The 26,889-nt window shown below is 46.1% G+C and carries 26 protein-coding genes; 23 read left to right on the top strand and 3 right to left on the bottom strand.

Annotated features, from left to right (window positions below; genetic code table 11):
• The first annotated feature begins 63 nt into the window (after nt 1-63).
• The 10 genes from xseA to MOC09_RS15830 all read left to right on the top strand — a co-directional run bounded on the left by xseA (nt 64) and on the right by MOC09_RS15830 (nt 10,632).
• A complete protein-coding gene (gene xseA / locus MOC09_RS15875) occupies nt 64-1,410 on the top strand; it encodes an exodeoxyribonuclease VII large subunit (protein WP_268371080.1) in 1,347 nt (448 codons plus the stop codon).
• Entirely contained in the window at nt 1,407-1,661 is a 255-nt protein-coding gene (locus MOC09_RS15870; protein ID WP_003226409.1) for an exodeoxyribonuclease VII small subunit, read from the top strand. The genes xseA and MOC09_RS15870 overlap by 4 nt, the downstream gene beginning before the upstream one ends.
• Entirely contained in the window at nt 1,651-2,541 is an 891-nt protein-coding gene (locus MOC09_RS15865) for a polyprenyl synthetase family protein (protein WP_268360568.1), read from the top strand. The genes MOC09_RS15870 and MOC09_RS15865 overlap by 11 nt, the downstream gene beginning before the upstream one ends.
• Before the next feature lie 180 nt (nt 2,542-2,721).
• Nucleotides 2,722-4,623 carry a 1-deoxy-D-xylulose-5-phosphate synthase gene (gene dxs, locus MOC09_RS15860; protein WP_268360570.1) on the top strand — a complete coding sequence of 634 codons (1,902 nt, stop codon included), beginning with the start codon at nt 2,722-2,724 and terminating at the stop codon, nt 4,621-4,623.
• On the top strand, nt 4,620-5,465 hold the full coding sequence (locus MOC09_RS15855) for a TlyA family RNA methyltransferase (RefSeq protein WP_268360572.1): 846 nt from the start codon (nt 4,620-4,622) through the stop codon (nt 5,463-5,465). The genes dxs and MOC09_RS15855 overlap by 4 nt, the downstream gene beginning before the upstream one ends.
• A 96-nt stretch (nt 5,466-5,561) precedes the next feature.
• Nucleotides 5,562-6,011, top strand: coding sequence for an arginine repressor ArgR (argR, locus tag MOC09_RS15850; RefSeq protein ID WP_003236889.1), 450 nt, complete (start codon nt 5,562-5,564; stop codon nt 6,009-6,011).
• A 36-nt stretch (nt 6,012-6,047) separates the two neighbouring features.
• Complete coding sequence (gene recN, locus MOC09_RS15845; protein WP_268360573.1) at nt 6,048-7,778, top strand: DNA repair protein RecN; 1,731 nt, start codon at nt 6,048-6,050, stop codon at nt 7,776-7,778.
• 173 nt (nt 7,779-7,951) lie between these two features.
• The gene (spoIVB, locus tag MOC09_RS15840; RefSeq protein ID WP_268360575.1) at nt 7,952-9,232 is read left to right on the top strand and encodes a SpoIVB peptidase; all 1,281 of its coding nucleotides are present in this window, start codon (nt 7,952-7,954) and stop codon (nt 9,230-9,232) included.
• Between the two features lie 275 nt (nt 9,233-9,507).
• Nucleotides 9,508-10,311 carry a sporulation transcription factor Spo0A gene (gene spo0A, locus MOC09_RS15835; protein ID WP_268371079.1) on the top strand — a complete coding sequence of 268 codons (804 nt, stop codon included), beginning with the start codon at nt 9,508-9,510 and terminating at the stop codon, nt 10,309-10,311.
• Between the two features lie 141 nt (nt 10,312-10,452).
• Nucleotides 10,453-10,632, top strand: coding sequence for a hypothetical protein (locus MOC09_RS15830; RefSeq protein WP_268360576.1), 180 nt, complete (start codon nt 10,453-10,455; stop codon nt 10,630-10,632).
• Between the two features lie 232 nt (nt 10,633-10,864).
• On the opposite strand, the gene MOC09_RS15825 is transcribed toward MOC09_RS15830, so the two are convergent.
• Both MOC09_RS15825 and MOC09_RS15820 read right to left on the bottom strand, forming a co-directional pair.
• Nucleotides 10,865-11,983, bottom strand: coding sequence for an NADH-dependent flavin oxidoreductase (locus tag MOC09_RS15825; protein ID WP_268371078.1), 1,119 nt, complete (start codon nt 11,981-11,983; stop codon nt 10,865-10,867).
• Between the two features lie 72 nt (nt 11,984-12,055).
• Nucleotides 12,056-12,190: a hypothetical protein gene (locus tag MOC09_RS15820; RefSeq protein WP_268360579.1), complete on the bottom strand. Its 135-nt coding sequence runs from the start codon at nt 12,188-12,190 to the stop codon at nt 12,056-12,058.
• A gap of 326 nt (nt 12,191-12,516) precedes the next feature.
• Between MOC09_RS15820 and MOC09_RS15815 the strand changes: the two genes are divergently transcribed.
• The 9 genes from MOC09_RS15815 to prpB all read left to right on the top strand — a co-directional run bounded on the left by MOC09_RS15815 (nt 12,517) and on the right by prpB (nt 21,140).
• Complete coding sequence (locus MOC09_RS15815) at nt 12,517-12,810, top strand: hypothetical protein (RefSeq protein ID WP_268371077.1); 294 nt, start codon at nt 12,517-12,519, stop codon at nt 12,808-12,810.
• A gap of 21 nt (nt 12,811-12,831) precedes the next feature.
• Entirely contained in the window at nt 12,832-13,452 is a 621-nt protein-coding gene (locus MOC09_RS15810; protein ID WP_268371076.1) for an N-acetylmuramoyl-L-alanine amidase, read from the top strand.
• Nucleotides 13,453-13,529: 77 nt separating this feature from the next.
• Nucleotides 13,530-14,258: a glycerophosphodiester phosphodiesterase gene (locus MOC09_RS15805; RefSeq protein WP_268371074.1), complete on the top strand. Its 729-nt coding sequence runs from the start codon at nt 13,530-13,532 to the stop codon at nt 14,256-14,258.
• 133 nt (nt 14,259-14,391) lie between these two features.
• Nucleotides 14,392-15,573 (top strand): acetyl-CoA C-acetyltransferase, encoded by a 1,182-nt coding sequence (locus tag MOC09_RS15800; RefSeq protein WP_268371072.1) that lies wholly within the window; start codon nt 14,392-14,394, stop codon nt 15,571-15,573.
• Between the two features lie 23 nt (nt 15,574-15,596).
• Nucleotides 15,597-16,460 carry a 3-hydroxybutyryl-CoA dehydrogenase gene (locus tag MOC09_RS15795; RefSeq protein ID WP_268360586.1) on the top strand — a complete coding sequence of 288 codons (864 nt, stop codon included), beginning with the start codon at nt 15,597-15,599 and terminating at the stop codon, nt 16,458-16,460.
• A gap of 27 nt (nt 16,461-16,487) precedes the next feature.
• Nucleotides 16,488-17,627, top strand: a complete 1,140-nt coding sequence (locus tag MOC09_RS15790) for an acyl-CoA dehydrogenase (protein ID WP_268371070.1) — start codon at nt 16,488-16,490, stop codon at nt 17,625-17,627.
• Between the two features lie 32 nt (nt 17,628-17,659).
• The gene (gene mmgD, locus MOC09_RS15785; protein ID WP_268371068.1) at nt 17,660-18,778 is read left to right on the top strand and encodes a citrate synthase; all 1,119 of its coding nucleotides are present in this window, start codon (nt 17,660-17,662) and stop codon (nt 18,776-18,778) included.
• Between the two features lie 21 nt (nt 18,779-18,799).
• Nucleotides 18,800-20,218 (top strand): bifunctional 2-methylcitrate dehydratase/aconitate hydratase, encoded by a 1,419-nt coding sequence (locus MOC09_RS15780; protein WP_268360589.1) that lies wholly within the window; start codon nt 18,800-18,802, stop codon nt 20,216-20,218.
• A gap of 16 nt (nt 20,219-20,234) precedes the next feature.
• Nucleotides 20,235-21,140: a methylisocitrate lyase gene (gene prpB / locus MOC09_RS15775; RefSeq protein WP_268360591.1), complete on the top strand. Its 906-nt coding sequence runs from the start codon at nt 20,235-20,237 to the stop codon at nt 21,138-21,140.
• A 45-nt stretch (nt 21,141-21,185) separates the two neighbouring features.
• Here the strand turns inward: prpB and MOC09_RS15770 are convergent, their stop codons facing one another.
• Entirely contained in the window at nt 21,186-21,419 is a 234-nt protein-coding gene (locus tag MOC09_RS15770; protein ID WP_268360592.1) for a DUF2627 domain-containing protein, read from the bottom strand.
• Between the two features lie 152 nt (nt 21,420-21,571).
• On the opposite strand from MOC09_RS15770, the gene MOC09_RS15765 reads away from it, so the two are divergent.
• From MOC09_RS15765 to buk, 4 genes are all read left to right on the top strand, one after another.
• Entirely contained in the window at nt 21,572-23,647 is a 2,076-nt protein-coding gene (locus tag MOC09_RS15765) for a sigma 54-interacting transcriptional regulator (RefSeq protein ID WP_268371066.1), read from the top strand.
• A 124-nt stretch (nt 23,648-23,771) separates the two neighbouring features.
• Nucleotides 23,772-24,671 (top strand): phosphate butyryltransferase, encoded by a 900-nt coding sequence (gene yqiS, locus MOC09_RS15760; protein ID WP_268360594.1) that lies wholly within the window; start codon nt 23,772-23,774, stop codon nt 24,669-24,671.
• Between the two features lie 11 nt (nt 24,672-24,682).
• On the top strand, nt 24,683-25,777 hold the full coding sequence (gene bcd / locus MOC09_RS15755; RefSeq protein ID WP_268360596.1) for a branched-chain amino acid dehydrogenase: 1,095 nt from the start codon (nt 24,683-24,685) through the stop codon (nt 25,775-25,777).
• A gap of 18 nt (nt 25,778-25,795) precedes the next feature.
• Nucleotides 25,796-26,887: a butyrate kinase gene (gene buk, locus MOC09_RS15750; RefSeq protein ID WP_268360597.1), complete on the top strand. Its 1,092-nt coding sequence runs from the start codon at nt 25,796-25,798 to the stop codon at nt 26,885-26,887.
• Nucleotides 26,888-26,889 lie beyond the last annotated feature (2 nt).

Genomic DNA, 26,889 nt, shown 5'->3' with positions numbered 1-26,889 from the left:
CTAAAGCCAGGGCGGGTTTTCTTTAGTTATGGTGCAGGAATGCTTATGAGAGGAGTTTGAGACATGGGTGAAACAGCGTATGTTACCGTCTCAGCGCTAACAAAGTATATAAAACGAAAATTCGATGTAGATCCTCACCTTGAAAATATTTGGATTAAAGGCGAATTATCGAATGTAAAAATACACACAAGAGGCCACATTTATTTCACATTAAAGGACGAAAACGCCAGAATGCAGTCGGTGATGTTCGCGAGACAGAGCGAGCGTCTGCCTTTTAAACCTGAAAACGGGATGAAGGTGCTCATCAGAGGCGGAATTTCCGTATACGAACCGAGCGGAAACTACCAATTATATGCCAAAGAAATGCAGCCTGACGGGGTCGGAGCGCTTTATTTAGCGTACGAAGAGCTAAAAAAGAAGCTTGCCGGAGAAGGTTTATTTGACGATCGCTACAAAAAACAAATCCCCGCATTTCCAGCCACAATCGGGGTTGTGACATCTCCAACGGGTGCTGCTGTCAGAGACGTCATTACAACTCTAAAAAGAAGATATCCCCTTGTAAAAGTCATTGTTCTTCCAGCGCTCGTACAGGGCGAAAATGCGAGCAGATCCATCGTTACGCGCATTGAAGAGGCAAATGAAAAAGAGATTTGCGACGTATTAATTGTCGGAAGAGGCGGCGGCTCGATTGAAGAACTATGGGCATTTAATGAAGAAATTGTAGCACGCGCCATCTTTGCTTCTCACATACCGATTATATCGGCAGTCGGGCACGAAACGGACTTTACGATCAGTGATTTTGTCGCTGATGTCAGAGCCGCGACGCCGACAGGAGCAGCTGAGATTGCCGTACCGCATACCACTGATTTAATTGAACGGACAAAAACAGCGGAAGTCAGAATGACAAGAGCGATGCAGCAGCATCTAAGCCAGAAAAAAGAACGGATTCAAACACTGCAATCCTCGTATGCCTTTCGTTTTCCAAAGCGTTTGTATGCGCAAAAAGAGCAGCAGTTTGACCTTGCCTATCAGCAGTTTCAAGCGCAGCTTACCGCTCTTTTAGATCGAAAAAGCAGGCAGCTTGAGCGTGAAACATACAGATTAGAGGCGCTGCATCCTCATGAACAGCTGAAGCAAGCAAGAAAACGATACGAGGAACAAACAAATCAGCTGACAAAAAATATGAATATCCAAATGAAGCATCTGCATTCCCAATTTCAAACTGTTCTTGGCAAGCTGAATGCGTTAAGTCCTCTTCAAGTGATGGAAAGAGGATACAGCTTGGCATATAAAGAGGACGAACTCATTAAAAGTGTCAGTCAGATAGAAGAGAAGGACCAGGTTGAGGTCAAGCTGAAGGATGGCGTGCTGACCTGTGAAGTATTAGAAAAGAGAGGGGAAGAAAAATGACAGACGTGAAAAAAAATGAAAACATGACATTTGAAGAAGCGATGAAAGGGCTAGAGAGCATTGTATCAAAGCTTGAAGAGGGCGATGTGCCTTTAGAGCAAGCGATTAACTATTTCCAAGAAGGCATGGCTCTTTCAAAAATGTGTCACGAAAAGCTGCAAAAAGTTGAAAAACAAATGGACTTCATTTTAAAAGAAGACGGCGAACTGGCACCTTTCAGTGTTCAGGAGGAAGACGAAGGTGACAAATAAATTAACGAGCTTTCTGGCGGAGCGGAAAAAAACGATTGAAAAACAGCTTTCTGTCTATACAGAAATGCTAGATATGCCTGACTCATTAAAGAAATCTATGCTGTATTCCCTTGAGGCTGGCGGAAAGCGACTGCGGCCCCTCATTGTACTGGCAGTTTTAAACGCATATGGGAAAAATGAAAAGGACGGCATTCCAGTCGGCTGTGCTGTCGAAATGATTCACACGTATTCGTTAATTCATGATGACCTTCCTTGTATGGATGATGACGATTTGCGCCGCGGGAAGCCGACAAACCATAAAGTATTCGGTGAAGCAACAGCGGTATTAGCAGGTGACGGGCTACTTACGGAAAGCTTTAAGCTGATTACATCCCACGTATCGGACGAGGTGTCAGCAGAAAAGCGCCTTCGTCTTGTGAATGAACTGATTTCAGCGGCAGGCACTGAAGGCATGGTCGGGGGACAAGTAGCTGACATGGAAGCGGAAAACCGCCAAGTCACGCTGGAGGAGCTCGAATCCATTCATGAACGGAAAACTGCAAAGCTTCTCGGCTTTTGCGTAATCGCCGGTGCCATTTTGGCGGATGCGCCTGAGGAAGATATTGAAACGCTGCGTTCCTTCAGCAGCCACATTGGAATCGGCTTTCAAATCAGAGACGATATTTTAGATTTAGAAGGCAGTGAAGAGAAAATCGGCAAACGGGTCGGCTCAGATACAACAAACGACAAATCGACTTACCCGTCACTTCTTTCACTGGATGGGGCTAAACATAAATTGGATGTTCATATCAATGAAGCGAAGCGTTTAATCAGCGGACTGTCTCTTCAAAAAGACCTTTTATATGAACTTTGTGATTTAATTGCGGCAAGAGATCACTAAAACGATCCTAATTTGAAGCGGCTGCACGAGATATGGTAAAATGTAAGCAGTTTATATGAAAAATGAAAAGGAAAAGCGCGTTTGTCTTTTTTTATGCCTGAGAACCGGCCATTGTCCAGCTCGGCATTCGGAAGACATGTATCATTGCAGAAATTCATGCTGAAAGTGAGTTGATCCGCTTTGGATCTTTTATCAATACAGGACCCGTCGTTTTTAAAAAACATGTCCATTGATGAATTAGAGAAATTAAGTGATGAAATCCGTCAATTTTTAATTACAACCTTATCCGCTTCCGGCGGCCACATCGGCCCAAACTTAGGTGTCGTAGAGCTTACTGTTGCGCTGCATAAGGAATTTAACAGCCCGAAGGACAAGTTTTTGTGGGATGTAGGCCACCAGTCGTATGTCCACAAGCTGTTGACAGGGCGCGGAAAAGAATTTGCGACGCTTCGCCAGTATAAAGGGCTTTGCGGATTCCCAAAGCGGAGTGAAAGCGAGCATGATGTGTGGGAAACCGGGCACAGCTCAACTTCTCTGTCAGGCGCGATGGGGATGGCAGCTGCGCGTGATATTAAAGGAACGGATGAATTTATTATTCCGATCATTGGTGACGGAGCGTTGACCGGCGGAATGGCGCTTGAAGCGCTGAACCACATTGGCGACGAGAAAAAAGACATGATTGTCATCCTCAATGATAATGAGATGAGTATTGCACCAAATGTCGGCGCCATTCATTCTATGCTCGGACGGCTGCGCACTGCCGGGAAATACCAGTGGGTAAAAGATGAGCTCGAATACTTGTTTAAAAAGATTCCGGCAGTCGGTGGCAAACTTGCTGCCACAGCGGAACGAGTCAAAGACAGCCTGAAATACATGCTTGTTTCGGGAATGTTTTTTGAAGAGCTTGGTTTTACGTATTTAGGCCCGGTGGACGGACATTCTTATCATGAGCTGATTGAGAATCTTCAATACGCCAAAAAAACGAAAGGCCCGGTTCTCCTGCATGTCATCACGAAAAAAGGGAAGGGATACAAACCGGCTGAGACCGATACGGTCGGAACATGGCACGGTACCGGACCATATAAAATTAATACCGGTGACTTTGTAAAACCAAAAGCAGCAGCTCCTTCATGGAGCGGCCTAGTCAGCGGAACTGTGCAGCGCATGGCGCGCGAGGACGGACGCATTGTAGCCATTACACCGGCTATGCCTGTTGGATCCAAGCTTGAAGGCTTTGCGAAGGAATTCCCTGACCGCATGTTCGATGTAGGAATCGCAGAACAGCATGCCGCAACAATGGCGGCAGCTATGGCAATGCAGGGGATGAAGCCGTTTTTGGCGATTTATTCAACCTTCCTGCAAAGGGCATATGACCAAGTTGTTCATGACATTTGCCGCCAAAACGCCAATGTATTTATTGGCATTGACCGTGCAGGGCTTGTCGGCGCTGACGGAGAGACACATCAAGGCGTGTTTGATATTGCGTTTATGCGCCATATCCCAAACATCGTCTTAATGATGCCGAAAGATGAAAATGAAGGACAGCATATGGTTCATACAGCACTCAGCTATGACGAAGGCCCGATTGCGATGCGTTTTCCGCGCGGAAACGGACTCGGCGTAAAAATGGATGAACAGTTGAAAACGATTCCGATCGGCACGTGGGAGGTGCTGCGTCCGGGAAATGACGCTGTCATCTTAACATTTGGAACAACTATCGAAATGGCGCTTGAAGCAGCTGAAGAGCTGCAAAAAGAAGGCCTTTCCGTGCGTGTTGTGAATGCGCGCTATATCAAGCCGATCGATGAAAAGATGATGAAGGATATCCTAAAAGAAGGCTTGCCGATTTTAACGATTGAAGAAGCGGTCTTAGAAGGCGGATTCGGAAGTTCGATTTTAGAGTTCGCTCATGATCAAGGTGAATATCTTACACCAATTGACAGAATGGGAATCCCGGATCGGTTTATTGAACACGGAAGCGTAACTGCGCTTCTTGAAGAAATTGGACTAACTAAACAGCAGGTGGCAAACCGTATTCGATTACTGATGCCGCCGAAGACACATAAAGGAATTGGATCATGACCTCAAAGAAAGAACGATTAGATGTATTACTAGTGGAAAGAGGGCTGGCGGAAACGCGGGAAAAAGCCAAGAGAGCCATTATGGCGGGGATTGTCTATTCAAACGAAAACCGAATGGACAAGCCTGGAGAAAAAATTGACCGCGATCTTCCGTTAACCGTCAAAGGAAACCCGCTGAAATATGTGAGCAGGGGCGGCTTAAAGCTTGAAAAAGCGCTGAAAGAGTTTCCCGTCTCTGTTCAGGATAAAATTATGATTGATATTGGCTCCTCCACCGGAGGTTTCACGGACTGCGCTCTGCAAAACGGAGCTAAACAGTCATACGCGGTGGATGTAGGCTACAATCAGCTTGCTTGGAAGCTTAGGCAGGATGAGCGGGTCGTTGTGATGGAACGGACGAACTTTCGTTACGCAACACCGGCGGACTTTACAAAGGGCATGCCGGAGTTTGCCACAATTGATGTGTCCTTTATTTCACTTCGGCTCATCCTGCCTGTCCTCAAAACATTGCTTGTACCTGGCAGTGACTGCATAGCTCTTGTTAAGCCGCAGTTTGAAGCGGGACGGGAATCCGTCGGCAAAAAAGGGATTGTCAGAGATCCTAAAGTGCATGCTGATGTGCTCAAGCGAATGATCAGCTTTTCTGCAGCTGAAGGCTATATCTGCAAAGGCCTGTCATTTTCTCCAATCACGGGAGGGGACGGAAATATTGAATTTCTCCTTCATTTGCATTGGGCTGGAGAGGGGCAGGTAGGGCAGGAGCTGCCGGAAGAAGAGATCAATCGTATTGTGGAAGAGGCGCATAAGACGTTAAAAGAAAAAAAAGCAGATGTACCGGAATAATAGGGCGCTATTATTCCTTTTTTCTGCATTCATGTACAATTTGCAGAGAATCATATAACATAAAAGAACAGATAAGCTGGAAATAGAGGTGCTTACATGAACAAAGGCCAGAGGCATATTAAAATCAGAGAGATCATTACAAGCAATGAAATCGAAACGCAAGATGAATTGGTCGACATGCTGAAGCAGGATGGATACAAAGTGACTCAAGCCACGGTTTCACGGGATATTAAAGAACTTCACCTTGTAAAAGTGCCTACGAATAACGGTTCTTACAAATACAGCCTTCCGGCAGACCAGCGTTTCAATCCGCTATCCAAGCTGAAGCGGGCGCTGATGGACGCTTTTGTAAAAGTAGACTCAGCAAGCCATATGATTGTGCTGAAAACGATGCCGGGCAACGCTCAGGCAATCGGGGCGCTGATGGACAATTTGGACTGGGATGAAATTATGGGGACCATTTGCGGAGATGACACGATCTTAATTATTTGCCGGACTCCTGAAGATACAGACGGCGTAAAAAACAGGCTGCTTGAGCTGCTGTAAATAGAAATCTAACAAAGATAAGAGGTGTAATGCTGTTTGTTAGCTGAACTATCGATTAAAAACTTTGCCATTATTGAGGAACTGACGGTTTCTTTTGAACGCGGGCTCACGGTTTTAACAGGAGAAACCGGAGCCGGCAAATCCATCATCATAGATGCCATTTCTCTTTTAGTCGGGGGCCGCGGCTCATCTGAATTTGTCAGGTATGGAGAGGCCAAAGCCGAACTTGAGGGGCTGTTTCTGTTAGAGAGCGGGCATCCCGTTTTTGACGTGTGCGCTGAACAGGGAATCGACGTTTCAGACGAAATGATCGTGATGAGAAGGGATATCAGCACGAGCGGGAAAAGCGTTTGCCGGGTTAATGGCAAGCTTGTCACGATTGCCTCGCTAAGAGAGATCGGCAGGCTTTTATTAGATATTCACGGGCAGCACGATAACCAGCTGTTAATGGAGGACGAAAATCATCTCCAGCTTTTGGACAAGTTTGCCGGAGCAGAAGTGGAAAGCGCGCTCCAGGCGTATCAGGAAGGGTACCAGCGATATATGAAGCTGCTTAAAAAACTAAAACAGCTTTCCGAAAGCGAGCAGGAAATGGCCCACCGCCTTGATCTCATTCAATTTCAGCTCGAAGAAATCGAATCGGCAAAGCTTGAGCTTAATGAAGATGAACAGCTCCAAGAAGAACGCCAGCAAATTTCAAATTTTGAGAAGATATATGAATCGTTGCAAAATGCATATAACGCACTTCGCAGTGAGCAGGGCGGACTGGACTGGGTCGGAATGGCATCAGCGCAGCTTGAAGATATATCTGACATTAACGAACCGTTGAAAAAACTGTCTGAAAGTGTTTCGAACTCCTACTATCTGCTGGAGGACGCTACATTTCAGATGAGAAATATGCTGGATGAGCTAGAATATGATCCAGAACGCCTGAACTATATTGAGACGCGCCTTAATGAAATCAAACAGCTGAAACGAAAATATGGTGCAACTGTTGAAGACATTTTGGAATACGCTTCTAAAATTGAAGAAGAGATAGACCAAATTGAAAACAGGGACAGCCATCTTCAAAGCTTGAAGAAGGAACTTGACTCTGTCGGCAAGGATGTTGCAGTGGAAGCGGCAAATGTTTCACAAATCCGGAAAGCATGGGCGAAAAAGCTGGCCGATGAAATTCATCGGGAATTAAAAAGCCTATACATGGAAAAATCAACTTTTGATACGGAATTTAAGGTCAGAACAGCGTCACGCAATGAGGAGGCGCCAATTGTAAACGGTCAGCCTGTTCAGCTGTCTGAACAAGGGATTGATCTGGTGAAGTTTTTAATTTCAACCAACACTGGCGAGCCGCTTAAATCCCTGTCAAAAGTCGCTTCCGGAGGAGAGCTGTCCCGGGTGATGCTTGCAATAAAAAGCATTTTCTCCTCTCAGCAGGATGTAACATCGATTATTTTCGATGAGGTTGATACGGGTGTAAGCGGCAGAGTTGCGCAGGCAATTGCTGAGAAAATTCATAAAGTCTCAATAGGATCACAAGTGCTGTGTATTACACACCTGCCTCAGGTGGCTGCTATGGCCGATACGCATCTTTATATTGCGAAGGAATTAAAAGACGGCAGAACGACGACACGTGTCAAGCCGCTGTCCAAGCAGGAAAAGGTAGTGGAAATCGGGCGCATGATTGCTGGAGTCGAGGTAACGGACTTAACGAAACGCCATGCGAAGGAACTTTTAAAACAAGCGGATCAAGTCAAAACAACTGGGTAAGCTGCGTGAGAAGCGCAGCTTATTTTTTTCGCACACATCCATTCGTTCATCAGTATATCCAATGTTTTTCTTTATATGACAGTTATAAATAAGGCGACAGAAGGCAAAATTAATGATGTAGCAGCAAGACATAAAGAAGGTGTGGGATAGGAGCGAGGAGAGTGAAGTAGTGAATGCCCGATAACATCAGAAAAGCAGTAGGTTTAATTCTCCTTGTTTCGTTATTAAGTGTAGGTTTATGCAAACCGCTAAAAGAGTATTTACTGATTCCAACGCAAATGAGAGTATTTGAAACCCAAACACAAGCGATTGAAACGAGTTTATCGGTAAACGCTCATGCACAAGAATCATCGGAAGCGTTTACAGTAAAGAAAGACCCGCATGAAATCAAGGTGACAGGCAAAAAATCGGGCGAGTCAGAGTTAGTATACGATCTTGCCGGATTTCCAATCAAAAAAACAAAAGTGCAAGTTCTTCCTGATTTAAAAGTCATACCCGGCGGACAATCAATCGGTGTTAAACTTCATTCCGTAGGTGTTCTTGTCGTCGGATTTCATCAAATCAACACAAGTGAAGGCAAAAAATCTCCGGGAGAAACGGCTGGCATTGAAGCGGGTGACATCATTATTGAGATGAATGGACAGAAAATTGAAAAAATGAATGATGTAGCCCCATTTATCCAGAAGGCCGGTAAAACCGGAGAATCTTTGGATTTGCTGATTAAACGTGATAAGCAAAAAATCAAAACAAAGCTTATTCCCGAAAAGGATGAAGCAGAAGGCAAGTACAGAATCGGATTATATATCAGAGATTCGGCTGCCGGCATCGGCACCATGACTTTTTTTGACCCGAAAACAAAAAAATACGGAGCACTTGGCCACGTGATTTCCGATATGGACACAAAGAAACCAATTGTAGTGGAGAACGGAGAAATCGTTAAATCCACTGTAACATCAATTGAAAAAGGGACAGGCGGAAATCCGGGAGAAAAACTGGCGCGATTTTCCTCAGAACGCAAAACGATCGGGGATATTAACAGAAACAGCCCATTTGGGATATTCGGAACATTGCATCAGCCCATTCAAAACAATATTTCAGATGAAGCGCTGCCGGTTGCATTTTCTGATGAAGTCAAAAAAGGGCCGGCTGAAATTTTAACGGTTATTGATGATGACAAGGTAGAAAAATTTGATATTGAAATCGTCAGCACGACGCCGCAAAAATTTCCGGCGACAAAAGGAATGGTCTTAAAAATAACTGATCCGAGGCTGTTGAAAGAAACAGGAGGCATCGTACAGGGGATGAGCGGAAGCCCGATCATTCAAAATGGAAAAGTGATCGGCGCTGTCACTCATGTGTTTGTAAATGACCCGACAAGCGGCTACGGTGTTCATATTGAATGGATGCTGTCCGAAGCGGGAATTGATATTTACGGAAAAGAAAAAGCAAGCTGACTGCCGGAGTTTCCGGCAGTTTTTTTATTTTGATCCCTCTTCACTTCTCAGAATACATACGGTAAAATATACAAAAGAAGATTTTTCGACAAATTCACGTTTCCTTATTTGTCAAATTTCATTTTTAGTCGAAAAACGGAGAAAAACATAGAATAACAAAGATATGCCACTAATATTGGTGATTATGATTTTTTTAGAGGGTATATAGCGGTTTTGTCGAATGTAAACATGTAGCAAGGGTGAATCCTGTTAACTACATTTGGGGAGGAAGAAACGTGGAGAAAATTAAAGTTTGTGTTGCTGACGATAATCGAGAGCTGGTAAGCCTGTTGAGTGAATATATAGAAGGACAGGAAGACATGGAAGTGATCGGTGTTGCTTATAACGGACAGGAGTGCCTGTCGTTGTTTAATGAAAAAGATCCCGATGTCCTCGTATTGGATATTATTATGCCGCATTTAGACGGACTTGCGGTTTTAGAGCGGCTGAGGGAATCAGATCTGAAAAAACAACCGAATGTGATTATGCTGACAGCCTTTGGACAGGAAGATGTCACGAAAAAGGCCGTCGATTTAGGCGCGTCCTACTTTATTCTCAAACCGTTTGATATGGAAAACCTTGTCGGCCATATCCGCCAGGTCAGCGGAAATGCCAGCAGCGTGACGCATCGTGCACCATCATCGCAAAGCAGCATTATACGCAGCAGCCAGCCTGAACCAAAAAAGAAAAATCTCGACGCGAGCATCACAAGCATTATCCATGAAATCGGCGTCCCGGCACATATAAAAGGCTATCTCTATTTGCGCGAAGCAATCTCAATGGTATACAATGACATCGAATTGCTAGGCAGCATTACAAAAGTCCTCTATCCGGACATCGCCAAAAAATTCAACACAACCGCAAGCCGTGTAGAAAGAGCGATCCGCCATGCAATTGAAGTGGCATGGAGCAGAGGAAACATTGATTCCATTTCCTCGTTGTTCGGCTATACCGTCAGCATGACAAAAGCTAAACCTACCAACAGCGAATTCATTGCAATGGTTGCGGATAAGCTTAGATTAGAACATAAGGCTTCTTAAACATGTGCATATTATGTGATGATTAAATCAAACGTCTTTTATTTATTGGTTCACACTGATAAATAGGAGGCGTTTTTTTGGCGACATTTGTTATCATAGGTGATGGATATGAAAATTTATTTTCCGCAAGGAGTGAGGTATGTGTTTGAAAAATATGGTCTGCTGATTGCCTTATTTATTCTTGCGCTTTGCGTCAATTCGAACATCATCACAGATTCACGCTTACTAGGCACCCTGATTGACTTTATCTCATTTATGGTCATGGTTTCATGTGTTCTCGCTGCTTGGAGAATCAAAACCAAACAATCAGAATCAAATTGAAACCTTTCCCCTGCAAAATCGTAAGTAAGGTGTATTTTATTCAAAGGAGACGTACGAATGAGCAAGAAAAAAGCAAGAAAGCGTGACGGACTTTTGTTAGATTTGCTTTCTGAAGTGGCAGGCCATTTGCTGTTCCTGCCGTTTAGGGTTTTGCACAAACTGATTGACTAGAGAAAAAGATCCCTTATATAAGGGATCTTTTTTTATAATAAACTTCGGCAGTCTTTGCACATTAATCTTTATAAGGCACCCAGCCAGGCGTGTTCACAATGGCTTGCCATAGCGGTTCAGGCAAATGATATTTTTCTTTATCTGTGCCTTTGATCACTGTTTCGATTTGCTTTTCACGGCCTTCTTTTACTTTTACCGTCCAGTCAGGGTCAACTAAAATTTCGCGTCCCATAGCGACTAGCGGAATACCGTTTTCGATGACGGCCAGCGCGTCATCTGCAGAATGAATGGAACCGACGGCGATCAGCGGCACTTTTTTTCCGACTCGTTCATTCAACAAGTCCATACGTGTGCGAGTCGGATCTGCACCGCGGCGCGCTTTTGAATTCACATCCATCAGTGAGATATGAAGATAGTCCAATTCTTTATCCCCTAAAGCATCAACGAGCGTAAAGGTTTCAGTCATGGTCAATCCTGGTGTCTCAGGTTCTTCCGGAGACAGACGGTAGCCGACTAAGAACGCACCCTTCGCATGTTCTGAAGCGGCTTTTTTCACTTCATCGACAATAGCGAGCGGGAAGGCTAATCGTTTTTCATCGCTTCCTCCCCAGCGGTCTGTGCGCTGATTGGTTTTCGGAGAATAAAACTGCTGTATCAAGTAGCCGTTTGCACCGTGAATTTCGACACCGTCAAAGCCGGCTTCAATGGCGCGTCTTGTCGCTTCTCCAAATGCCTTCACGATGTTTTCCACTTCTTCATTTGTTAATGCGCGGGCAATTTGTTTGCCGTTATCAAACACGTCACTTGGTCCTACAACATCTTGTTGAGGAACGAGCTCAGACGGGCATTCAATGCCGCCGTGATGAATTTGCACAACGGCTTTAGCGCCTTGTGCCTGAATGGCTTGTGCTAATTTTTTCAAACCTGGAATGTTGGAGTCTTCATGGATGGCCGGCTGCCCGGGAAATGCCTTTCCGTCCGGAGTGACATTTGCGCAGGCTGTAATCACCATTCCCATTTCTTTTGAACGGGGGATGATGTAATCAAGCTCTGCATCAGATATCGTGCCGTCATCGTTAGAAGCGTAATGAGTCATTGGTGCTACTGCGATCCGGTTGTCAATTGTAACGCCGCTTTTAAACGTAAATGGTTCAAACAGCGGTTTATACTTTGGGTTCATTTGATCATCTTCTTTCGTTTGGATTCGGACATATTCTAGCCTATATGTAAAAATTAATGCAATTGATCTGCTTTACCGGCTGAATATCTTGAGTACAGAGTGATGTTTTCTCCGCTCTTTTTCGGGAGCTTTGTAGCCGCCGCTGATTTGATGGCCGATAGAGCAAGTGATGACCGTTGCAGCGAGCAGCAGGACGAACTTTTTCATGGCTGTAACTTCTTTCTGTAAAGGAAATATTCTTTAAAAGGTTACGCCTGTCTGATCCAGCCGTCAAACCATTTGCTCACCTCGTTCCTCATATTTTTCAAAATGAATAAAAAGTTGCTTCTTTCCGTTAATTTTTTCTAATATGCGTCTCATTTAGAGCCATCCTCATAGACAAATATGATTGTTTTCTTACTAACAACAGGAAATGATCAGGTCGGATAGCCCTTTTGAAAATCATGGAACTTCATCGCCTGTATACACAGCGTCTTTACAAATCCGCTATTCTGGTCAAAGATAAAAGCCAAACATCAGGAAGAGGTGATCATGTGAAACAAACGGTTCTTTTGCTGTGTACTGTGCTCCTTCTCTCAGGGTGCAGTATTGCGAGTGCGGATGACTCAGCTCCAAGGTTTACCGAAGAGGGAAAATACATTGGCTCGGCTGATCCGCATACAATCGCGGTTTCTCTAAATGGAGAAGAAGCCATGATACAAGTTCCGGAGGATAAACGTGATGAATGTGAATCGCTGCCAGATCACACAGATGTCCAGGTGAAATATATAAAAAAGGATAATGGAACCTTACAGCTGGAAGACATTCAGCTGCAGAAGAATTCGTGATAAAAGACCGGAGGGAGAAAGTTGAGAAAGTTATGGAGGAGCTTGGCGCTATGCGGATTGGCTTTGACGCTCGCGCCTTGCGCTCAGGCGGCAGAGCCGATAGAAGGGAAAACAGTATACATTGATGCCGGACACGGCGGTGAAGACAGCGGAGCAGTCGGGAATGGGCTCTTTGAAAAGGATATTAATTTGGCAGTTTCCAAGCAAGTAACGGACAAGCTCAAAGCGGAGGGGGCCCATCCTGTTGCATCCAGATCAGACGATCATTTTCTGACCTTGGAGGACAGAGTCGCAAAGGCAAGTGCCAATCACGCCGATCTTTTTGTCAGCATTCATGTAAATTCCGGGGTTGCTTCAGCTTCAGGAACAGAAACGTATTTTCAGTCTGATTATGAAGGGGAAAACAGCCGGCGTCTGGCAGCTGATATTCAGTCAAAGCTCGTCTCATCCTTACAGACGAGAGACAGAGGCGTGAAAGAATCAGACTTTTACGTCATTACATATTCACAAATGCCGAGTGTGCTGGCGGAGGTTGGATTTATTACAAACAGCTCTGATGCGGACAAGCTTGGAAGCGAACAATACCAGCAAAAGGCCGCGGATGCGATTGTCGACGGCATTGATTTTTATTATGATCAGTGATTGCTTCAGCCTTAATCCTAGAGTGAAAACGCCAAAATCAGTATAATGGAGAAAACATTAGGGCTTGAGGTGGAACGATGACAAAGATTTTTGCCCATCGGGGGGCATCGGGTCAATATCCCGAAAATACCATGCTTGCATTTGAAAAAGGAATTGAAGCCGGAGCGGACGGAATAGAGCTTGATGTACAGCTGACAAAAGACGGACGCATTGTTGTGATCCATGATGAAAGACTTGACCGGACGACATCGCTCAAAGGATTCGTGAAGGATACAGCGTACGATGTGATCATGACTGCGAATGCTGCTGCTGGCCACGATCAAACGTACAGCGATATCAAAGTGCCGCTGCTTGAAGACGTGCTCTCGTGGGCAGTAAAAAAGAATTTTCTCATCAACATTGAATTAAAAAACAGCGTGATCCGTTATGAAGGAATGGAAGAAAAAGTGCTGGAGGCAGTGAAACGATTCAATATAGAGGAAAGAGTCATCCTGTCCACGTTTAATCATGAAAGCCTGGCGCTATGCGCCCGGCTTGCTCCCCATATCGAACGGGCGGCATTGACTTCAGATGTGCTATATCAGGCTGATCGGTATATCGCATCAATTCCGGCTTCTGGCTATCACCCGAAGCTAAACAGCCCGGGGACCACGGATGAAGTACTGAAGAGAATGAGGAATAATTCGATTAAGGTAAGGTCTTATACGGTCAATCGGCCGGAGGATATGAAGCGCCTCATTGAAGCGGGGGCAGACGGAATGTTTACCGATTTTCCTGCAGAGGCTATGGCCACGTTAAAAAAATGAATAGTTGTTTTTAGAAGGAGGCTGTTGAAAGCAGCCTTCTTTTTTCATTCATTCATGCCCGTTTCAGAGCATACATTCATAGAAGACAACTAGAAATTGTAAGCGCTGTCTATCTTCTGAATGAGGTGAAACCATGAGGAAAACAGTCATTGTAAGTGCCGCAAGAACTCCATTTGGCAAATTCGGCGGGGCATTGAAAGAGGTTAAGGCTGCTGAGCTTGGGGGCATTGCGATGAAAGAGGCGTTACGTCGGGCTGGAGTCTCTGGAGACGAGGCGGAAGGAACTGTCATGGGCATGGTTGTCCAAGCCGGCTCAGGGCAGATCCCTTCCCGACAAGCTGCCCGGCTCGCTGGAATGCCTTGGAGTGTGCCATCTGAAACACTGAATAAAGTCTGTGCATCCGGACTTCGAGCTGTCACCTTATGTGATCAAATGATCCGGGCGCAAGATGCAGACATCCTTGTTGCCGGGGGAATGGAAAGCATGAGCAATATTCCGTATGCCATTCCCGCCGGGCGCTGGGGAGCACGAATGGGAGACGGGGAGCTTAGGGATTTAATGGTTTATGACGGGTTAACGTGCGCGTTTGACGCGGTGCATATGGCTGTTCACGGAAATACAGCAGCCAAAGAATATGGAATCTCTCGCGGGGAGCAGGATGAATGGGCGCTAAGAAGCCATGCGCGGGCAGCTCAGGCAGAAGATGAAGGAAAGTTTCAGGATGAAATAGTTCCCGTCAGCTGGATAGGACGAAAAGGAAAAACAAACATTGTTGACAAAGATGAAGCGATTCGCCGTGACACAAGTCTGGATCAGCTTGCAAAACTTTCACCGATTTATACAAGTGACGGTTCCATCACAGCCGGCAATGCGCCTGGGGTCAATGACGGAGCCGGTGCGTTCGTGCTGATGTCTGAGGACAAAGCTGCTGCGCTTGGCAAACAGCCTTTGGCTACAATTCTTGGTTTTTCAACGATGGGAATGAAAGCGCACGAGCTAGCGGCAGCACCGGGGTTTGCAATCAACAAACTGTTGAAAAAGAACGCTTTAACCGTCCAGGATATTGACTTGTTTGAAATAAATGAAGCGTTTGCTTCTGTTGTTTTGACATGCGAAAAAATTGTCGGTTTCGATCTTGAAAAAGTAAATGTAAACGGCGGTGCGATTGCACTCGGCCACCCGATCGGAGCAAGCGGGGCGAGAATTCTCATGACACTTGTTTACGAATTAAAGCGACGGGGAGGGGGACTGGGTGTTGCCGCCATTTGCAGCGGTGCAGCTCAGGGTGACGCCGTCTTAGTGGAGGTTCATTAAAACAGACGAAAAAGGGGATTTGAATGGAAATGAAACAAATCATGGTAGCTGGCGCAGGACAGATGGGCAGCGGAATTGCTCAAACAGCTGCTGGCGCAGGCTTTTATGTGAGGATGTATGATGTGAACCCGGAGGCTGCGGAGGCGGGATTGAGGCGGTTGAAGAAACGGCTGACCCGTGATGCTGAGAAAGGAAGCAAGACCGAGGCGGAAGTGAAGAGTGTGATCAGCCGCATTTCGATTTCTCAAACGCTGGAGGAGGCAAAGCATGCGGACATTGTGATTGAGGCTATCGCAGAAAACATGACGGCGAAAACCGAGATGTTTAACAAACTTGATCACATTTGCCCGTCTCATACGATTTTGGCCAGCAATACGTCGTCTTTGCCTATTACAGAAATCGCTGCGGTGACAAACCGGCCTGACCGAGTCATTGGCATGCACTTTATGAATCCTGTTCCTGTGATGAAGCTGGTTGAAGTGATTCGCGGCTTGGCTACGTCAGAAGAAACGGCCTTAGAGGTTAAGGGATTAGCGGAAAAGATGGGAAAAACGCCAGTCGAAGTCAATGATTTTCCGGGGTTTGTTTCCAACCGTGTGCTTCTTCCGATGATTAATGAAGCCATCTATTGCGTGTATGAGGGGGTGGCGAAGCCGGAAGCGATAGACGAGGTGATGAAGCTGGGCATGAACCATCCGATGGGCCCGCTAACATTGGCAGATTTTATTGGACTGGATACATGTTTATCGATTATGGAAGTTCTTCATTCCGGCCTTGGCGATTCCAAATATCGTCCGTGCCCGCTGCTTCGCAAATACGTCAAAGCGGGCTGGCTTGGCAAAAAGACCGGACGCGGCTTTTATCAATATGAAGGGAAGACTTCCTGAAGTCAATTCCATCCGGGGGTGGCCTAGTTGCATGTAACCCAAGAGCAAGTCATGATGCGAAAAATGGTGCGTGATTTTGCCAGAAAAGAAATTGCTCCCGCTGCAAAAATCATGGAGGAAACGGACGAATTTCCTCTTCAGCTGATCAAAAAAATGGGTAAGCACGGCTTAATGGGAATACCGGTGCCGGAACGATACGGCGGTGCTGGTGCGGATGCAGTTTCTTATATTTTGGCGATTCATGAGATTTCAAAAATCAGTGCGGCTGTCGGTGTCATTCTTTCCGTTCATACCTCAGTCGGCACAAATCCGATTCTGTACTTCGGCAACGAAGAACAGAAAATGAAATATATACCGAAGCTCGCTTCAGGAGACCATTTGGGTGCATTTGCGCTGACTGAGCCTCATTCAGGGTCGGATGCCGGAAGTCTCCGTACAACAGCAATCAAAAAGAACGGCAAATACGTATTAAACGGGTCGAAGATATTCATTACAAATGGCGGAGCCGCCGATATCTATATCACGTTTGCTTTAACAGCTCCAGATCAAGGCAGGCACGGGATTTCAGCTTTTATCGTTGAAAAAAACACACCCGGTTTTGCTGTTGGAAAAAAAGAAAAAAAGCTGGGGCTCTATGGCTCCAATACAACGGAGCTGATTTTTGACAATGCAGAAGTGCCTGAAGAAAATATGCTTGGCAAAGAGGGTGATGGCTTCAACATTGCCATGGCGAATTTAAATGTCGGCCGCATCGGCATTGCGGCACAGGCGCTCGGTATTGCAGAGGCGGCTCTTGAGCATGCCGTTGCTTATGCGAAGCAGCGGATGCAATTTGGAAGGCCTATCGCAGCGAATCAAGGCATATCGTTTAAGCTGGCTGACATGGCGACTAGGGCAGAAGCAGCAAGGCATCTTGTGTATCACGCAGCAGATCTTCATAACCGCGGCTTAGCTTGTGGAAAAGAAGCGTCTATGGCTAAACAATTTGCTTCTGATTCTGCGGTAAGGGCGGCATTAGACGCCGTCCAGATTTATGGGGGATACGGCTATATGAAGGATTATCCGGTCGAGCGGCTGCTTCGTGATGCAAAGGTGACGCAAATCTATGAAGGGACGAACGAGATTCAAAGATTGATTATTTCCAAGCATTTGCTTGGCGCAATTTGATAGACAAAAACGCAAAAACGGAGGTTGAGGATATGGAGGAGAAACAGCATTATTCTCCGGGTTTGGACGGTGTCATCGCGGCAGAAACCCGTATTTCTTATCTTGACACGCAGTACAGCCAGATTTTAATAAGAGGCTATGACTTAATTGATCTTTCTAAAACAAAAAGCTACTTGGAGCTTGTCCATTTATTGCTGGAGGGCCGGCTGCCGGTAGAAAGTGAAACGAAAACGCTGGAAAGAAACATAAACAGCGCATCAAATCTGCCAACTGATATTCTCCGTCTGCTAGAACTGCTCCCTAAGCATACACATCCGATGGATGGCCTGCGGACCGGACTGTCTGCACTTGCCGGTTATGATCCGCAAATTGATGATCGGTCTCCTTCTGCAAACAAGGAGCGCGCCTATGAGCTTCTGGGAAAAATGCCTGCGCTTACTGCTGCCAGCTACAGGATCATCAATAAGAAAGAGCCGATTCTTCCGCTTCAAACCCTATCGTACAGTGCGAATTTTCTCTACATGATGACAGGAAAAATCCCGTCCTCACTGGAAGCACGGATTTTTGACCGGTCCCTCGTCCTGTACAGTGAGCATGAGATGCCGAATTCAACCTTTGCGGCCAGGGTCATCGCTTCTACACATTCAGATCTTTATGGCGCTCTGACAGGAGCTGTCGCCTCCCTGAAAGGGAATCTTCATGGAGGAGCAAACGAAGCTGTGATGTATATGCTTTTGGAGGCGAAAACAACATCCGATTTTGAGCAGCTTCTGCAAACAAAACTGAATAGAAAAGAAAAAATTATGGGATTCGGCCACCGTGTCTATATGAAAAAAATGGACCCCAGAGCGCTTATGATGAAAGAGGCGCTGCAGCAATTATGCGATAAAGCAGGTGACCATCGTTTATACGAGATGTGTGAAGCAGGCGAGCGGCTGATGGAGAAGGAAAAAGGCCTTTATCCGAATTTAGATTACTATGCTGCCCCGGTGTATTGGATGCTTGGCATACCGATTCCATTGTATACGCCCGTCTTTTTCAGCGCGAGAACGGCCGGTTTATGCGCCCATGTCATTGAACAGCATGCCAATAACCGTCTCTTCCGCCCTCGTGTCAGCTATATGGGCCCGCGTCACAGGGCCGAATCATAAACCATGAAAGGAACTGGTAGCATGCTGAAAATGGATCATGTCATTGAAGAGATCACAGACTATGTGCTTGAGAAAGAGATTACAAGCTCAGAGGCCTATACAACAGCGGGGCATGTGTTGCTGGATACGCTGGGCTGCGGGATTTTGGCGCTCCGGTATCCCGAATGCACAAAGCTGCTTGGCCCGATTGTGCCCGGAACGATTGTGCCGAATGGAAGTAAAGTACCGGGAACGTCATATGTTCTCGATCCGGTGAGAGCGGCGTTTAATATCGGGTGCATGATCCGCTGGCTCGATTACAACGACACGTGGCTGGCTGCAGAGTGGGGGCATCCGTCTGATAATCTGGGAGGAATCCTTGCTACTGCTGATTATGTATCGAGAGTGAGGCTGTCTGAAGGAAAAGAGCCTTTAACGGTACGTGACGTACTTGAAATGATGATCAAAGCACACGAGATTCAAGGTGTGCTGGCGTTAGAAAACAGCTTAAACCGAGTGGGCCTTGATCATGTGCTGTTTGTAAAAGTTGCGACAACCGCTGTTGCAGCCAAACTTTTGGGCGGCGGGAGAGAAGAAATCAAAAATGCGCTTACGAATGCATGGATTGACAATGCAGCCTTGAGGACATACCGGCATTCACCGAATACAGGCTCTCGCAAATCATGGGCGGCAGGAGATGCAACGAGCAGAGGTGTTCATTTGGCGCTGATGGCGTTAAAAGGGGAAATGGGTTATCCGACAGCGTTGAGCGCTCCGGGATGGGGCTTCCAAGACGTTCTATTCAATAAGAAAGAGATCAAACTTGCGCGTCCGCTTGATGCTTATGTCATGGAAAATGTGTTATTTAAAGTGTCTTACCCTGCGGAATTTCACGCCCAGACAGCAGCGGAGTGCGCTGTCATTCTTCACCCGCAGGTAAAGGGCCGGATTGATGAGATTGACCGTGTTGTCATCAGAACGCATGAGTCCGCTATCCGAATCATTGATAAAACAGGCCCGCTCCACAATCCGGCAGACCGCGATCACTGCCTCCAATACATTACAGCCATCGGTTTGCTGTTTGGTGATATCACTGCACAGCATTATGAGGCTGAAACAGCGAGTGATCCGAGAATAGATAAACTTCGTGATAAAATGGAAGTGACTGAAAATAAAACGTATACCGAGGATTATTTGAAACCCGACAAGCGTTCCATTTCAAATGCTGTTCAGGTTTATTTTAAAGACGGAACGAGCACGGAAATGGTGGAATGTGAATTTCCGCTCGGCCATCGTTTTCGAAGAGACGAGGCAGTGCCGAAACTGCTTGAGAAGTTTTCTGCCAATCTTAAAACCCATTATGGTGATAAACAGCACAAACATATTTATGAGCGCTGTACCAGCTATGAGACATTACAAACGATGCGCGTAAATGAATTCGTAGATATGTTCTGTTTGTAAAAAGGAGGACTTGGTCATGTCGTGGATCGTTAATAAGCAATCGCCGCAAGAAGAGCTTGCCGGGCGTTTTCGCGAGCTGATGTCAGCGCCGGACATCCTGCAAATTCCCGGCGCCCATGACGGGATGGCCGCCCTGCTTGCGAAAGAAGCTGGTTTTTCTGCTATTTATTTGTCGGGTGCTGCATACACAGCCAGCAGGGGGCTGCCTGATTTAGGGATTGTTACATCGGCAGAGATGGCTGAACGGGCCAAAGATCTTGTGCGTGCAGCTGATCTGCCTCTGCTTGTGGATATCGATACGGGATTTGGCGGTGTGTTAAATGCCGCCCGAACCGCTCGTGAGATGCTTGAAGCCAGGGTAGCTGCCGTTCAAATAGAAGACCAGGAGCTTCCGAAAAAATGCGGGCATTTAAATGGCAAACAGCTTGTACCGATCAAGGAAATGGCGCAAAAAATAAAAGCAATCAAACAAGCGGCGCCCACCCTTATCGTTGTTGCCCGCACTGATGCCAGAGCGCAGGAAGGGCTTGATGCCGCAATCAAACGGGCAGCGGCTTACATTGAGGCTGGAGCGGACGCAATATTCCCGGAAGCGCTTCAGGAGGAGGACGAATTCCGCCAGTTTGCTGAGCGTATTTCCGTTCCGCTCCTTGCGAATATGACTGAATTTGGGAAAACGCCGTATTATCGTGCTGATGAATTCAAAAATATGGGGTTTCACATGGTGATATATCCTGTTACATCGCTTCGAGCGGCGGCAAAAGCTTATGAGCGGATGTTTGGTTTGATAAGGGAGCGCGGCTCACAAAAAGAAGGGCTTCATCATATGCAGACACGGAAAGAACTGTACGAAACGATTTCTTATTATGACTATGAAGCGCTAGACCAAACGATTGCCAAAACCGTTTTGCCTGACGAATAGTTTCGATCAAAAAAGCCGGAGTGATCTCCGGCTTTTTTGCAGCTGTCATTTTCTGAATCGCGGGCTGACTTGATTGCGTTTTCTGTCTCTGTAAAAAATGAACCCGGCCAGCACATAAAGGCCGAACGCAAAAAAAATGAATCCTGACAAACCTTGGAGCCAAAGAGCTGAAAATGGCTTAATCGTATGGCCGAAAAGCGTATCCCTCATCAGTTTTATGCCTAAAGCGGAAATGGCGCCGGGGATGACTAATATCAAAAGCGCAAGAAGTCGGCTCATCCTCAGAAAACCCCTTTATCTTTTCATTTCCTTTATTGTCCAGCGGAAAAAATATTTTGTCAAGAGAAGAAAACGTGGTAACATAGGGTTGTGCAAATTATTGCAACGGAATAAATAGGTGTGCAAATTTTTTCATACAAAGGGGTATCGGGATGCAAAAGGTACTGATTGTAGGTGCCGGCAAAAGGGGAACGGCGTTATTACATATTCTGATCAAAACAGCCGTCATAGAGATTATTGCCGTTGTTGACAAAGACCCCGAGGCGCCGGGATTGAGAGAAGCAGAACAGTATGGAATTGCCGTTTCATCTGATTGGAAACCTTACATACAACAAAAACCGGATATTGTCATTCATACTACGGGCAATCAAGCCGTATTTGACGAGCTCCTTCGGGAAAAGCATGAAAAGACCATTGTCATGCCGGGAAAAATGGCGTACATCGTTTTTCAGCTGATGGAAGAAAAGCAGCAGCTGATTCAAATGCTGAAAGAGCAAACATACAAACACGACAGAATTTTTAATTCCACCCATGACGGAATGATTTTCATTGATATCAATGAAGAAATCATTCTCTTTAACCATATGGCCGAAAAAATGGTCGGGAAAAAACGTGAGGAAGTCATCGGGCGGCCGATAAAAGAAGTTATTCCGAGCACAAAGATGCCGCGGATTTTAAAAACGAGGGAGCCTGAATACAACCAAAAGCAGCTTTTGGGCGAGACTCAAATCGTGACTACCAGACTGCCGATTATTGATGAAGGCGGACGTTTGCTCGGGGCGCTTTGTGTGTTTAAAGATATCACTGATGCGGTCGAGCTTGCGGAGGAAGTGACGAATCTCAAACAGGTGCGTACGATGCTGGAGGCGATTATTCAATCCTCAGATGAGGCGATTTCTGTCGTTGATGAAAACGGGATAGGCCTTTTGATTAATAAAGCATATACAAAAATGACGGGGCTTTCTGAAAAAGAAGTCATCGGAAAGCCTGCAAACACCGATATTTCTGAAGGCGAAAGCATGCACTTAAAAGTGCTTGAAACAAGGCGCCCTGTCCGCGGTGTCAGAATGAAGGTCGGCCCGAATGAAAAAGAGGTCATCGTCAATGTAGCGCCGGTCATTGTAGACGGGATTTTGAAAGGCAGCGTCGGTGTGATTCACGACGTGTCCGAAATTAAAATGCTGACAGCGGAGCTTAATCGGGCCAGACAAATCATTCGTACGCTTGAAGCGAAATACACCTTCGACGACATTATCGGCAAAAGCGAGCAAATGCTGGTTGCGCTTGAGCAGGCGAAGCTCGGGGCAAAAACGCCGGCAACCATTTTGCTGCGCGGGGAATCAGGAACAGGAAAAGAACTGTTCGCCCACGCCATCCATAATGAAAGCGACCGGAAGTACAATAAATTTATTCGCGTGAATTGCGCAGCCCTTTCTGAAAACCTGCTCGAATCGGAATTGTTCGGCTATGAGGATGGTGCGTTTTCAGGAGCGAAGCGCGGCGGTAAAAAGGGCCTGTTCGAAGAAGCCAATAACGGCAGTATTTTCTTAGATGAAATCGGTGAGCTGACACAAAACATGCAGGCGAAATTGCTCCGCGTTCTTCAAGAGAAGGAAATCGTCAGAGTGGGGGGCACAAAAGCAATCCCTGTCAACGTCAGAGTGATTGCTGCAACAAATGTAAATATCGAAAAAGCAATGGCGGATGGAACGTTCCGCGAAGATCTGTATTACCGGATTAACCGCTACCCCATCTCCATCCCGCCTTTGCGGCAGCGGCTGGAGGACATTGAGGCACTCAGCGTCCGGCTTATCCAAAAGATCAACCGGGATTACGGCAGGAATGTAAAAGGGCTTACACAGCAAGCCTTGCGTGCCTTATCTGCTTACCATTGGCCTGGGAATGTCCGCGAGCTGGAAAATGTTCTTGGACGAGCCATGATCTTTTTGAATCCGCATATGGAATGGATTGAAAAAGATCACCTGCCTGTATTCGAACTAGAACAAAAAGAAAATGACACAGACCAAGGGACAGGTTTTGATTTTCCTGATATTGAAGGCGAAAAGCTATCAGTCGCAGTAGAAAAATTTGAAGCGCATTTGATCCAGCAAACGCTCGAAAAGCATCATTATAACCGGACAAAAACAGCGAAAGCCCTCGGTGTCAGCATACGGAATTTATATTACAAAATGGATAAATACGGCCTTGCAAATGAAGGCATGCAATAATTTGCAGAATAAACGCAAACATCTGCACGAATTTTTCAATATATCCGGTATAACAGCACGATAAGGAGCTGGCACGGAACTTGCATAATAAAAGGCGGAGTCGAAACAAGAAAGGTGGTAGCAGATGAAGCTGAAAGATTTGATCGGCAAAGCATCGATGTACAAAAACAAGACCATTGCAGTTGCCCATGCTGAGGATGAGGAAGTGATCCGGGCAGTAAAGCTGGCAGCCGAGCACCTATCCGCCCGATTTTTGTTAACGGGCGACAGCAAAAAACTGAACGATCTGACATCATCTACGCTAGGGCATCAAGTGGAAATCGTTCATGCCGATACGCCTGAGGAATCGGCAAAATTAGCAGTTCGTGCTGTCCATCACAAAACAGCGGATGTTTTAATGAAAGGCAATGTGCCGACTTCTGTTTTGCTTAAAGCGGTATTGAACAGGCAGGAGGGGCTTCGGTCTTCCAGTGTCCTTTCCCACGTAGCTGTGTTTGATATACCTGATTTTGACAGGTTGATGTTTGTGACAGATTCGGCAATGAATATTGCCCCTTCGCTGGAAGAGCTTCGGCAGATCTTGCAAAATGCCGTTCATGTGGCTCGTGCAGTAGGGAACAATATGCCAAAAGCAGCTGCTCTGGCAGCAGTTGAAACGGTAAACCCGAAAATGGAAGCAACAGTGAACGCAGCTGCTCTTGCTCAAATGTATAAAAGAGGCCAAATCAAAGGCTGCATTGTTGATGGACCGCTTGCTTTGGATAACGCTGTATCGCAAATTGCCGCGGCTCAGAAAAAGATTTCGGGAGACGTAGCGGGCAGCGCTGATATCCTTCTCGTCCCAACAATTGAAGCCGGCAATATTTTATATAAATCACTGATTTATTTTGCGAAAGCCAGTGTGGCGGCTGTGATTACGGGAGCCAAAGCGCCGATTGCCTTAACAAGCAGAGCGGATTCCGCTGAAAATAAACTGTATTCCATTGCGCTGGCAATATGCGCATCTGAAGAATACACACACTAGGAGGAACGAACATGGAACTTTTTAAATATATGGAGAAATACGATTACGAACAATTGGTATTCTGCCAAGATGAACAATCTGGCTTAAAAGCGATCATCGCGATTCATGATACAACACTCGGTCCGGCGCTTGGCGGAACGAGAATGTGGACATATGAGAATGAAGAAGCGGCGATAGAAGACGCGCTCAGACTGGCAAGAGGCATGACCTATAAAAACGCGGCGGCAGGCTTAAACCTGGGCGGCGGAAAAACAGTGATTATCGGCGATCCGCGCAAGGACAAAAATGAGGAAATGTTCCGAGCATTCGGCCGCTATATTCAAGGGCTGAACGGCAGATACATCACAGCTGAAGATGTGGGCACAACGGTTGAAGATATGGATATCATTCATGATGAAACAGACTTCGTCACAGGGATTTCCCCTGCTTTCGGATCTTCCGGAAATCCATCTCCAGTCACAGCATACGGGGTGTACAGAGGAATGAAGGCAGCCGCTAAAGCAGCTTTCGGAACTGACTCTCTTGAAGGGAAAACCATCGCTGTGCAGGGGGTAGGGAACGTAGCCTATAACCTATGCCGCCACCTTCATGAAGAAGGAGCAAATTTAATCGTAACGGATATCAACAAACAATCAGTAGCGCGCGCAGTTGAAGATTTCGGCGCCCGTGCGGTTGATCCGGAAGAGATTTATTCTCAAGACTGCGATATTTATGCGCCGTGTGCTCTTGGGGCAACAATTAACGATGACACCATTAAACAGCTAAAGGCAAAAGTCATTGCGGGTGCGGCTAACAACCAGTTAAAAGAAACACGCCATGGTGACCAAATTCACGAAATGGGCATTGTTTATGCACCGGATTATGTCATTAACGCGGGCGGCGTCATCAATGTGGCAGATGAGCTATATGGCTATAACGCAGAACGCGCGTTAAAGAAAGTTGAAGGCATTTATGGCAATATTGAGCGTGTGCTTGAGATTTCTCAACGTGACGGCATTCCGACGTATTTAGCGGCTGACCGCTTAGCAGAGGAACGGATTGAACGCATGCGTCGTTCAAGAAGCCAGTTTTTGCAAAACGGGCACAGTGTATTAAGCAGACGTTAAGAAATTGATCTGGAGGTTATGAAAGTGCTACATGATGAAAAACGCATTCTCACAATTAACCCAGGCTCAACTTCAACGAAAATCGGTGTTTTTCATAACGAACGAAGCATTTTTGAAAAAACATTGAGACACAACATAGAAGAGCTGCAGCGATTTGACCATATTATTGATCAGTATGAATTTCGAAAAAACCATATTCTCGAGACGCTTCATGAACAGGGCATCAATATCTCAAAGTTTGATGCAGTCTGCGCCAGAGGCGGTCTTCTCAGACCGATTGAAGGCGGAACTTATGAAGTGAATGATGACATGATTGAAGACTTGAAAAGCGGATATGCCGGCCAGCATGCTTCCAATCTTGGCGGCATTATCGCACGAGAAATCGCTGACGGCCTTAATATCCCGTCGTATATCGTCGATCCTGTTGTCGTAGATGAAATGTCAGTGCTCGCAAAAATTTCAGGCATGCCAGAGATTGAACGGAAAAGCATTTTCCATGCGTTAAACCAAAAAGCTGTCGCCCGTAAGGCGGCAGCCTCTCTCGGCAAACGATATGAGAACATGAAAATGATTATTACCCATATGGGCGGCGGTATTACTATAGGCGTCCATGACCGCGGGCGAGTGGTGGATGTTAACAACGGCCTTCACGGAGAGGGGCCATTCAGCCCTGAACGCGCAGGAACAGTTCCTGCGGGAGATCTTGTCGATTTATGCTTTTCAGGTGAGTATACGAAAGAAGAAATCATGAAAAAACTTGTGGGAACAGGCGGGCTTTCCGGATATCTCGGTACGAATGACGCAGTCAAAGTGGAACAAATGATCCAGGGGGGCGACGAAAAAGCCCGCTTGATTTACGATGCCATGGCGTATCAGGTAGCAAAGGAAATCGGGGCAGCCAGCGCGGTATTAAAAGGTGAAGTGGAAGCGATTGTACTGACAGGAGGCCTCGCTTACGGCAAAAGCTTTGTTTCCAGTATCAGATCATACATAGATTGGATTTCTGACGTTTTAGTCTATCCGGGAGAAAATGAACTGCAGTCTCTGGCCCAAGGGGCGCTGAGGGTATTGCTGGGCGAAGAACCATCCAAACAATATCGTATTGAATAGAC

It is taken from the genome of Bacillus sp. N12A5 (assembly GCF_026790125.1).
In the GTDB taxonomy this organism is placed as follows: Bacteria; Bacillota; Bacilli; order Bacillales; family Bacillaceae; genus Bacillus.
The sequence above is the reverse complement of the archived record's forward strand: the minus strand, read 5'-3'. Positions and strand labels throughout refer to the sequence as shown.

Coding starts and splice junctions, on each gene's coding strand:
- MOC09_RS15795 (WP_268360586.1), top strand. CDS start 15,597: ATGGAAATGAAACAAATCATGGTAGCTGGCGCAGGACAGATGGGCAGC.
- MOC09_RS15855 (WP_268360572.1), top strand. CDS start 4,620: ATGACCTCAAAGAAAGAACGATTAGATGTATTACTAGTGGAAAGAGGG.
- buk (WP_268360597.1), top strand. CDS start 25,796: ATGAAAGTGCTACATGATGAAAAACGCATTCTCACAATTAACCCAGGC.
- MOC09_RS15870 (WP_003226409.1), top strand. CDS start 1,407: ATGACAGACGTGAAAAAAAATGAAAACATGACATTTGAAGAAGCGATG.
- MOC09_RS15805 (WP_268371074.1), top strand. CDS start 13,530: ATGACAAAGATTTTTGCCCATCGGGGGGCATCGGGTCAATATCCCGAA.
- MOC09_RS15770 (WP_268360592.1), bottom strand. CDS start 21,419: ATGAGCCGACTTCTTGCGCTTTTGATATTAGTCATCCCCGGCGCCATT.
- MOC09_RS15800 (WP_268371072.1), top strand. CDS start 14,392: ATGAGGAAAACAGTCATTGTAAGTGCCGCAAGAACTCCATTTGGCAAA.
- xseA (WP_268371080.1), top strand. CDS start 64: ATGGGTGAAACAGCGTATGTTACCGTCTCAGCGCTAACAAAGTATATA.
- MOC09_RS15825 (WP_268371078.1), bottom strand. CDS start 11,983: ATGAACCCAAAGTATAAACCGCTGTTTGAACCATTTACGTTTAAAAGC.
- mmgD (WP_268371068.1), top strand. CDS start 17,660: ATGGAGGAGAAACAGCATTATTCTCCGGGTTTGGACGGTGTCATCGCG.
- MOC09_RS15780 (WP_268360589.1), top strand. CDS start 18,800: ATGCTGAAAATGGATCATGTCATTGAAGAGATCACAGACTATGTGCTT.
- spoIVB (WP_268360575.1), top strand. CDS start 7,952: ATGCCCGATAACATCAGAAAAGCAGTAGGTTTAATTCTCCTTGTTTCG.
- yqiS (WP_268360594.1), top strand. CDS start 23,772: ATGAAGCTGAAAGATTTGATCGGCAAAGCATCGATGTACAAAAACAAG.
- MOC09_RS15820 (WP_268360579.1), bottom strand. CDS start 12,190: ATGAAAAAGTTCGTCCTGCTGCTCGCTGCAACGGTCATCACTTGCTCT.
- prpB (WP_268360591.1), top strand. CDS start 20,235: ATGTCGTGGATCGTTAATAAGCAATCGCCGCAAGAAGAGCTTGCCGGG.
- MOC09_RS15765 (WP_268371066.1), top strand. CDS start 21,572: ATGCAAAAGGTACTGATTGTAGGTGCCGGCAAAAGGGGAACGGCGTTA.
- bcd (WP_268360596.1), top strand. CDS start 24,683: ATGGAACTTTTTAAATATATGGAGAAATACGATTACGAACAATTGGTA.
- argR (WP_003236889.1), top strand. CDS start 5,562: ATGAACAAAGGCCAGAGGCATATTAAAATCAGAGAGATCATTACAAGC.